General features: G+C 70.8%; 8 protein-coding genes. 5 read left to right on the forward strand and 3 right to left on the reverse strand.

The genetic code is table 11. The features are described 5' to 3' along the window. Together Q4I23_RS27400 and cobA are read left to right on the forward strand one after the other, a co-directional pair. Positions 1-1,854: molybdopterin-dependent oxidoreductase (locus Q4I23_RS27400; RefSeq protein WP_498528305.1), on the forward strand; the 1,854-nt coding region annotated here is incomplete at its 5' end. Then, a complete protein-coding gene (gene cobA / locus Q4I23_RS27405; RefSeq protein ID WP_498528306.1) occupies positions 1,829-2,761 on the forward strand; it encodes a uroporphyrinogen-III C-methyltransferase in 933 nt (310 codons plus the stop codon). The genes Q4I23_RS27400 and cobA, both read left to right, overlap by 26 nt. Here cobA and Q4I23_RS27410 read toward each other — a convergent pair. Further along, entirely contained in the window at positions 2,684-3,490 is an 807-nt protein-coding gene (locus tag Q4I23_RS27410) for a C40 family peptidase (RefSeq protein WP_498528307.1), read from the reverse strand. The genes cobA and Q4I23_RS27410 overlap by 78 nt on opposite strands. A gap of 114 nt (positions 3,491-3,604) precedes the next feature. Here Q4I23_RS27410 and Q4I23_RS27415 point away from each other — a divergent pair, with 114 nt between their 5' ends. Beyond that, complete coding sequence (locus tag Q4I23_RS27415; RefSeq protein ID WP_498528308.1) at positions 3,605-4,231, forward strand: hypothetical protein; 627 nt, start codon at positions 3,605-3,607, stop codon at positions 4,229-4,231. A 131-nt stretch (positions 4,232-4,362) separates the two neighbouring features. Here Q4I23_RS27415 and Q4I23_RS27420 read toward each other — a convergent pair whose 3' ends face one another. Further along, on the reverse strand, positions 4,363-6,444 hold the full coding sequence (locus Q4I23_RS27420; protein WP_498528309.1) for a YgiQ family radical SAM protein: 2,082 nt from the start codon (positions 6,442-6,444) through the stop codon (positions 4,363-4,365). Positions 6,445-6,754: 310 nt separating this feature from the next. Between Q4I23_RS27420 and Q4I23_RS27425 the strand changes: the two genes are divergently transcribed. Both Q4I23_RS27425 and Q4I23_RS27430 read left to right on the forward strand, forming a co-directional pair. Further along, positions 6,755-6,940 carry a hypothetical protein gene (locus Q4I23_RS27425; protein ID WP_498528310.1) on the forward strand — a complete coding sequence of 62 codons (186 nt, stop codon included), beginning with the start codon at positions 6,755-6,757 and terminating at the stop codon, positions 6,938-6,940. Between the two features lie 62 nt (positions 6,941-7,002). After that, positions 7,003-7,197: a hypothetical protein gene (locus tag Q4I23_RS27430; protein ID WP_454017312.1), complete on the forward strand. Its 195-nt coding sequence runs from the start codon at positions 7,003-7,005 to the stop codon at positions 7,195-7,197. 64 nt (positions 7,198-7,261) lie between these two features. On the opposite strand, the gene Q4I23_RS27435 is transcribed toward Q4I23_RS27430, so the two are convergent. Further along, positions 7,262-8,715, reverse strand: a 1,454-nt coding sequence (locus Q4I23_RS27435; RefSeq protein WP_498528311.1) for a hypothetical protein, incomplete at its 5' end; no start/stop codon positions are given.

Below are 8,715 nucleotides of genomic sequence, written 5' to 3' on the forward strand. Positions count from 1 at the left end.
GCGTATAATCGTCGGCAGCGTCAGATGTGTATAAGAGACAGAGTCGCAACGGTCCGCCGCACCGTCACCATTTACTCCCAGGGGGTGAACCAGTCCTCGCAGGGGACGGACACGGTCAACGCCATCCTGAACGTCCATTTCCTGACCGGGCGGATCGGCGCGCCGGGGATGGGACCCTTCTCGGTCACCGGCCAGCCCAACGCCATGGGCGGGCGTGAGGTCGGCGGCCTCGCCAACCAGCTCGCCGCCCATATGGGGTTCGAGCCGGAATCGGTGGACCGGCTGCGCCGCTTCTGGAACACCCCGCAGGTGGCGGACAAGCCCGGCCTGAAGGCGGTGGATCTGTTCCGCGCGGTGGAGGAGGGCACGGTCCGCGCCGTCTGGGTTATGGCGACCAACCCGGCGGTCAGCATGCCCGACGCCGCCCGCGTCCGCCGCGCGCTGGCAAACTGCGAGACGGTCATCGTCTCCGACTGCATCGCCGACACCGACACGGCGCGGCTGGCCCACATCCGCCTGCCCGCCGCGGGCTGGAGCGAGAAGGACGGCACCGTCACCAACTCCGACCGGACGATCTCCCGCCAGCGGTCCTTCCGTCCCCCGGCGGGCGAGGCGCGGCCCGACTGGTGGATCGTCACCCAGGTCGCCCGCGTCCTGGGCCATGCCGCCGCCTTCCCCTACGAGACGCCCGCCGACGTCTTCCGCGAGCACGCCGCCCTCTCCGCCTTCGAGAACGACGGCACGCGCGCCTTCGACATCGGCGGTCTTGCCGGGCTGTCCGACGCTGAATTTGAAACGCTCGCTCCCGCCCCCTGGCCGCGGCGGGTCGGCGAGGATCCGACGCGCCGTCTCTGCACCGACGGGCGCTTCTTCACCGACGACGGGCGCGCGCGCTTCGTCCCCGTTACCTCCCGCCCCCTGCCCCGTTTCGCCGAGCCGGGTTCGCTGATGTTGAACACCGGCCGCCTGCGCGACCAGTGGCACACCATGACGCGCACCGGCCTGTCGCCGCGCCTCTCCGCCCACGCGCCGGAAGCCTGTCTGGACCTCCACCCGCAGGACGCGGCGGCGCGCGGCCTAACCGACGGCGCCCTGGTCAGCCTCTCAACCCCCGTCGGCACGGCGCTGGCCCGGCTGCGCGTGACCGAGGCGCAGCGGGTGGGGGAAGCCTTCCTGCCCATGCACTGGACCGACCGCTTCACGGCCTCCTGCGTCGTCGGGCGGCTGGTGGACGATCTGGCCGTGGACCCCGTGTCGGGCCAGCCGGACCTGAAGCGGATGCCGGTGACGGTCGTCCCCTACGCCGCCGCCTGGACCGGCTTCCTGATTGCCCGCGAGCCTGTGGAGCCTGCCCATGGCGGCTACTGGTCACGCCGCGCCGTCCCTGGCGGCCACCTGATCGAGCTGGCCGGCGAGGGCGCCCTGCCCGCTCCGGAGACGCTCGCGTTCGGCTTCGCCGGGGCGACGGTTGATTACAGCGACGCGGCCCGCGGCGTGCTGCGCCGCGCCTGGGTGACCCACGACCGGCTGGAGGCCTGCCTGTTCCTGTCCACGGCCGGCGGGCTCCCAAGCCGCGCTTGGCTGGTCGACCTGCTGTCGGCGGGGGCGTTGGACGGTGCCGCCCGCCGCGCCCTGCTCTCCGGCCGGTCGCCGGTTCCCACGGCGGACGAGGGGCGGACGGTGTGTTCCTGCTTCGGCGTCGGCGTCAACCGCCTGATCGCCGCCATCCAAAGCCAACGCCTGACCACGGTCCAGGAGGTCGGAACGGCCCTGCGGGCCGGGACCAACTGCGGCTCCTGCATCCCCGAACTCAAGGAGATCCTTGCCGATGCCCAGCGCTGCCATGTGGCTTGACGGCCTTCTCTCTCCGACCGGGGGCAAGCGTATCAACTTCATCGTCGCCCTGCGCGCTGCGCTGGGCTCGGCGCTGCGCCCGAGCACGGCCCGCCGCGTCGCCCGCGCCATTCCGCAGGCGGGCACGCGGACCCCGCACGTCACGCTGGTCGGCGCCGGGCCGGGGGATCCCGACCTGCTGACCGTCGCGGCGGCGCGCGCCATCGCGCAGGCCGAAGTGATCCTCTACGACCACCTCGTCGGGCCGGGCATCCTCGCCCTGGCGCAGCCGGGTGCGGAACTGATCTGCGTCGGCAAGCGGTCGGGCAAGCATTCCCACTCGCAGGAGGCCATCAACGATCTGATTGCGACACAGGCCTGCACCGGGCGGCGCACCGTCCGGCTGAAGGGCGGCGACCCGATGATCTTTGGCCGGGCCGGCGAGGAGATCGAGCATCTGGAGCGTGTCGGAATCAGCGTGTCGGTGATCCCCGGAATCACCGCGGCGCTCGGCTGCGCGTCCAGCGCCGGGCTGTCGCTGACCAAGCGCGGCGTGTCGCGCGCCGTCACCTTCGTCACCGCCCACGCGCGCGAGGGCGACGCGACCGAGCCGGACTGGGCGCGGCTGGCCGACCCCAAGGGCACGCTGGCGATCTACATGGGCCGCGAGGCCGCTTGCCGCGTCGGGCGTGGCCTGACCGCGGGCGGGCTGCCCTCCGACACGCCGGTGCTGGCGGTGGAGAACGGCTGCCGCCCCGACGAGCGCCACCACCGCACGACGCTGGGCGCCATGGCCGAGCGGGGCGTGGCGGCGGGCGACGGGCCGACGCTGCTTCTGATCGGCTGGGCGCTAGAGGACCGGTCGGCGCACGCCGGTGATGCCCTCTGCGCGGGCGGCCACGTCGGCCAGGGGCTCGGTCACGACTGACATGGTGAAGACGGTGGCGTGCAGCAGCGTGGCACCGTCCAGCATGATGCCGACATGGCCGGGGAAGAAAACGATGTCGCCCCGGCGGTAATCGATCCCCTGCCCGCCCGGCCCAAATCCATCTTGGGACAGCATCGGCCCCAGCCGGTCGTCGTTGCGCTGCATCCCGCTGCTGTGGTGGGTGACGATCCCCGCCGTCCCCAGCGCCACCTGAACGAGGCCGGAGCAGTCGATGCCGAAGGCGCTCCGCCCGCCCCAGACATAGGGTGTCTCCAGGAAGCGCAGCGCCGTCTCCACCGGGACGCGGTTCAGCGGCACGGCCACCGGCTCCAGCTGCTTGCCGAACGTCCACAGCCCGTTGTCCAGCCGGACCCAGCCCCCTGGACCCTGGGCGTCGGCTTGCTCCGCCACCGTGACGAGGCTGCCGAAGCTCAGCGCCGCCACGGGAACCGCCTTGTGGGAGGGCGCCGGGTGCAGGTTCGCCACGCGTCCGGACACGCGGTGGGTCGGGGAGACCGGTTCCCTCAGGTCCGTGCCGGGGGGCAGCCAGCCGACATGCCCGTCGGTGCGGTTTTCCACCTTCACCCAGTCGCCGTCGCGGTCGAGCGGCGTACATGTTTCACCGAACAGCATCTCGCTGGTTTGCGGGACGCCGTGCCTCGGTTGTTCCAGAAGAACGGCCTGCGGGGCGGCGAGCCGGCGGATCGGGATGGTCTGTGCATCGGTCATGCCGGTCACGCTAGAGCCCGCCCCGCCGGAATGCAAGCCAGAGGACCGTTCCGGACAATCCTCCGGGAGGCGGGGATTTGCTATGGATTTGACGCTTTTCGACAGGAGAGTGCGATGGGCAACCGTGTGAGGCGTCTGGGGCTCGCGGCGGCGGTGGGCTCGTGCCTGCTGGCCGGTGCCGCCGTGGCGCAGACGGCCCCCCAAACGGCCACCCAGGGTCCCCTGCGGCTCGTGCCGCAGCCCAGTCCTTCTCCGGCGGTGGAGCCATCTCCTCCCCTGCCGATCCCCGTTCCACCGCAGCCGTCTCCGGCGGCCGCGGTGGTCTGGCCGGGTCAGCCCGCGGCCACCCCTGCGCCCATCCCGCAGGCGGCCCCGAGCGCTGACCCGGCCCAAATCCATCCGCCCACGCCGCGCCCCCGACCGACCGACGGGGTCGCGGCGGTGCGCGCCTTCTATGACGCCTTGGGGCAGGCCGACGCCGCGCGGGCCAACACCTACGTCGTTCCCGAGAAGCGGGGCAGCGGGGCCTACGACATCGCGTCCATGAACCGCTTCTACGGCAACATGAGCGTTCCCATCCGCCTGCTGGCCGCGGAGCCCATCGGCCGGGCCGCCGTGCGCGTGCGCTACCACTATGTCCATGTGAGCGGCCGCGCCTGCGATGGCGCCGCCGACGTCGCGCTGGCCGAGCGCGACGGGCTGGCCCTGATCGAACGGATCAAGGCGCTCAACGGCTGCTGAGCCTCCATCCCCTCTCCCCCTGGGGAGGGTGAGGGGGGTGTGCATTTGCCGAACACACCGACACGCGCATCCCCCTCACCCTCCCCACGCCTACGGCACGGGTCCTCTCCCTCTTCCGGGAGGGGCGAGGGCTACCTTGCCCTTCCCGTCGGCTTGCCGGCCTTGGCCGGCGTCCGGCGGCCCTTGCCGGCCTGCTGGGTGTAGAAGGTCTTGCCCGGCTTCGGCTTCTCCGCTTTGCCCACGCCCCCCGTCGTCTGCCAGGCCGGAACGAGCTGGTGCTCGCCCGGCCCGATCAGGTCGCTGCGGCCCATCGCCTTCAGCGCGTCGCGCAGCACCGGCCAGTTCTCCGGGTCGTGGTAGCGCAGGAAGGCCTTGTGCAGGCGGCGCTGCTTCAGCCCCTTGGCCGAGAACACCGTTTCCGATCCCTCGCGGCGGATCGGGCGCAGCGGGTTGCGGTCGCTGTGGTACATCGCCGTGGCGAGCGCCATGGGGGAGGGTAGATAGGTCTGCACCTGATCGGCCTTGAAACCGTTCCGCTTCAGCCACAAAGCGAGGTTCATCATGTCCTCGTCGCTGGTGCCGGGGTGGGCGGCGATGAAGTAGGGGATCAGGTAGAGCTTCTTCCCCGCCGCCTTGGCCGCCTTCTCGAACATCTCCTTGAAGCGGTCGTAGGTGCCGATGCCCGGCTTCATCATCTTGGACAGCGGGCCGGGCTCGGTGTGCTCCGGCGCGATCTTCAGGTAACCGCCGACATGGTGGGTCACCAGCTCTTTCACGTACTCCGGGCTGCGGACGGCGAGGTCGTAGCGCAGACCCGAGGCGATGTTGATCTTCTTCACGCCGGGGATGGCGCGCGCCTTGCGGTAGAGCTGGATCAGGTCGCTGTGGTCGGTGTTCAGGTTCTTGCAGATGTCCGGGAAGACGCAGGATGGACGGCGGCAGACCTTCTCGATCTCCGGGTCCTTACAGGCCATGCGGTACATGTTGGCGGTCGGCCCGCCCATGTCGGAGATGACGCCGGTGAAGCCCTTCACCTTGTCGCGGATCTCCTCGACCTCCTTGAGGATCGACTCCTCCGACCGGCTCTGGATGATGCGCCCCTCATGCTCGGTGATCGAGCAGAAGGAGCAGCCGCCGAAGCAGCCGCGCATGATGTTCACCGAGAAGCGGATCATCTCCCAGGCCGGGATGCGCGCGTCGCCGTAGGACGGGTGGGGCGCGCGGGCGTAGGGCAGGCCGTAGACCCCGTCCATCTCCGCCGTGGTCAGCGGGATCGGCGGCGTGGTCAGCCAGACCTCGCGGTCGCCATGCCGCTGCACCAGCGCGCGGGCGTTGCCGGGGTTGCTCTCCTGGTGCAGGACGCGCGAGGCGTGGGCGTAGAGCACCTTGTCGGCGCTGACCTGCTCGAAGGAGGGCAGGCGGACCACCGTGCGGTCGGCCCCGGCTGCGCGCGGGGCGGCGGGAGTCAGCTCGTCGATGCTGCTGCTGTCGATGACGGTCCAGCCGTCCGGCACGCGGCTGCGGACGATGGAGGTGCCGCGGATGTCGTCGATCTCCCGCGCCTTCTCCCCGGCAGCGATGCGGTGGGCGACGTCGATGATCGCGCGCTCCGCGTTGCCGTAGCACAGGATGTCCGCCTTGGAGTCCACGAGGACGGAGCGGCGCACCTTCTCGCTCCAATGGTCGTACTGGGCGATGCGGCGGAGGCTCGCCTCGATGCCGCCCAGCACGATCGGCACGTCCTTGTAGGCCTCGCGGCAGCGCTGGCTGTAGACAATCACCGCGCGGTCGGGCCGCTTGCCGCCCTCGTCGTTGGGGGTGTAGCTGTCGTTGTGGCGCAGGCGGCGGTCCGAGGTGTAGTGGTTCACCATCGAGTCCATGTTGCCGCCGGTCACCCCGAAGAACAGGTTCGGCTTGCCCAGCGCCTTGAACGGCTCCGCGCTGCTCCAGTCCGGCTGGGCGATGATGCCGACGCGGAAGCCCTGCGCCTCCAGCAGCCGCCCGATGATCGCCATGCCGAAGCTGGGATGGTCCACATAGGCGTCGCCCGTCACCACCACGATGTCGCAGGAATCCCAGCCCAGCCGGTCCATCTCCGCCCGCGTCATCGGCAGGAAGGGCGCCGGCCGCCGGGCCTCCGTCCGGTGCCGGGGGAGGGAGAAGATGTCCCGCGCCGCCGGAACGGCGACGGTGGGCGTGGCTTCGTTGAGCATGACGCTCTCCGTTCGGGCCGCCGGTGCGCGAGGAGCGCTGCCGGGGCTGGGTGCTTGATGATCGGGTGCCGGTTTCATACCGGCAATGTCCGGCATGGTCCACCGCGCGAGTCCCTACGGAAGTGCCGCGGCGCGGTCAAGGATTGCCTGACCGTCGGGGTCAACTTTATACGCGATTATGACGCCGTGATGTGTGCAGCCGGGCCGCCGTCGGCAAGGGGCCATAGGAAAGAGGGGCTGCAACAGGCGTCCCGGCACCCTGTTGGGAAGGGCTGAGACGCAAGCCCTTCCCCATGGACAGGAGTGGATCATGAGCACCGACAAGCGTTACGGCGACCAGCGCGACGAGCCGCTCGACATCAAGAACACCCGCGCCGACCCCTCCATCGACGAGGAGAAGATGGGCTTCCAGAACATCGAAGGGCCGGGCGCCGAGACCAAAAAGGATAAGGCGCCGGGCACGGACGACTCTCCGGACAGCGCACCCCGGCCGTGACGGGGACCCCACCGGCACCACGGGCGTTGTTCGCTGGAACCACAACAAAGCGGAGGTTCGTCATGGCTGAAGAGAAGACACCCGACAGCCCTTCCCAGGCGGGGGCCGAGGCGGGGAGGGACTCCCCGTTGGAGGACAAGACCAAGACGCCCGGCGATGGGACGCTCCAGGACGCCGTTCCCGCCGGAACCACGTCCGACGAGCTGCGGCGGCGGGCGGAAGAGGATGAAGGGTCCGTCCAGCCGGGCACGGGCTGACGTGCCGGAAGCGTCGTCGGTTTCATCATACGACGTCGTATGAGAGCAACTGGGTATGAGAGAGCTACCGTGTGACGCTCTCGCCCGCGGGCGCGGCCAATCCGACCATGGCATAGCTGCTGCGGATGGCCGCGTCCAGCGTCGGGGGCAGGGGCTGGATGCGCTGCTCCCGCGCGGCGCGGCGGGCGAAATCGGGGTCCGCCGCCAAGGCCCGCGTCGCTGCGGCCTTGGCCTCGTCCATGCGGCCCATCTGCACGAAGGCGACGGCCAGGGCGGCCTGGGCCGGGGCGGCGGTGGTCACCTCGAACTCCAGCTTCGTGCTGTCCGGATGTCCATGGCGCTGCAGGGCGAGGCTGTAGGCGGGCAGAAGCCGTTCCTGCTGCGCCGGGTCGCGCTCCATCGCCTGCTCCAGCAGGGGCAGGCCCTTCGCGGGCTGGCCGGCTTCGACATGCCAGAGGCCGAGGTCGCCGAGCACATGGGCGTTTCCAGGAGAAGCCCGCAAGGCGCGCTGGCCGGCGGCGAAGCAGGAAGCGTATTGTCCGCGCAGGCAATAGGCGGTGTAGAGCGCTGTCAACGGGCGCAGCGAGGTCGGCTCCAGTTCGGTGGCGCGCAGGGCGGCCGCCAGGGCATCGTTGAGGGCGTCGTCGTTCCGTTCTGTCCGATACGCGTCGGACTGCAGAAGGGATAGCGCCGACCACAGCCGGGCGGCCTCGCTGGCGTTGGTCGTCGGCGCGCTGGCGGCCGAGGTCAGGCAACCGCTCAGGGCGGTTCGCTCGGTGGGCGGAATTTCATGGCGACCGGTGGCGAGGAAGGCGCACTCGCGCGGCGACAGGCTGGTGGTCGGTTTGGTGCGCAGACGCGCGGTGGCAACCGGCAGCAGCGGACCCTGCGCGGCGGTCAGCGGCTCGACGATGTCGGCCGCCAAGGCTTGTGGGGTGGGCGCGCCCTCGGGCCCGGCCGGTCGGTCCAGGCTGCTGGACCACAGCACCGTCCCGGTGGCGAGGTCGGTCAAGTGCACGACCAGACGCACCGCGTCGTCGTGCCCCTGAAGGCTTCCGGACAGGCGAAATCCTTGACGGGGCAGGGTGGCGGTCGGCGGCGGGGCAATCCGCACCGGAAGATCGGTGCGATTGGCGAGGCTGCTGGCAATCTCGTCGGTCAGCATGGCAGCGAGCGCGCCGTCCTCCGCCGACTGGCCGGTGGTGCGGAAGGGGCCGACGACGAGGGGCATCGATGGATCGACCGCCACGGGTGGGGCCGCCGACAGCATCGTCGACTGGAGCGGCGCCGGCTCGTTCCCCATCGGCTCCGCGCTGGCCGCGATCGGATGCGGACCGAGCGCCAGGGCCTCTTCCATGTCGATGGTGGTGGCGAGGTTTCGTCCGACCAGCAAGCCGGCCAGCCCGACGGCGATCAGCACCACGGCGGCCAACCCCGCAATGCGCAGGGAAACGGGCCTGCGCACTGTTTCCGCCTCCGGAACGGCGTGAGGGGCGGGCAGGGCAGGGGGCAGATCGT

This window comes from Azospirillum sp. UFLA03-27, assembly GCF_059803775.1.

Coding starts and splice junctions, on each gene's coding strand:
- cobA (WP_498528306.1), top strand. CDS start 1,829: ATGCCCAGCGCTGCCATGTGGCTTGACGGCCTTCTCTCTCCGACCGGG.
- Q4I23_RS27410 (WP_498528307.1), bottom strand. CDS start 3,490: ATGACCGATGCACAGACCATCCCGATCCGCCGGCTCGCCGCCCCGCAG.
- Q4I23_RS27415 (WP_498528308.1), top strand. CDS start 3,605: ATGGGCAACCGTGTGAGGCGTCTGGGGCTCGCGGCGGCGGTGGGCTCG.
- Q4I23_RS27420 (WP_498528309.1), bottom strand. CDS start 6,444: ATGCTCAACGAAGCCACGCCCACCGTCGCCGTTCCGGCGGCGCGGGAC.
- Q4I23_RS27425 (WP_498528310.1), top strand. CDS start 6,755: ATGAGCACCGACAAGCGTTACGGCGACCAGCGCGACGAGCCGCTCGAC.
- Q4I23_RS27430 (WP_454017312.1), top strand. CDS start 7,003: ATGGCTGAAGAGAAGACACCCGACAGCCCTTCCCAGGCGGGGGCCGAG.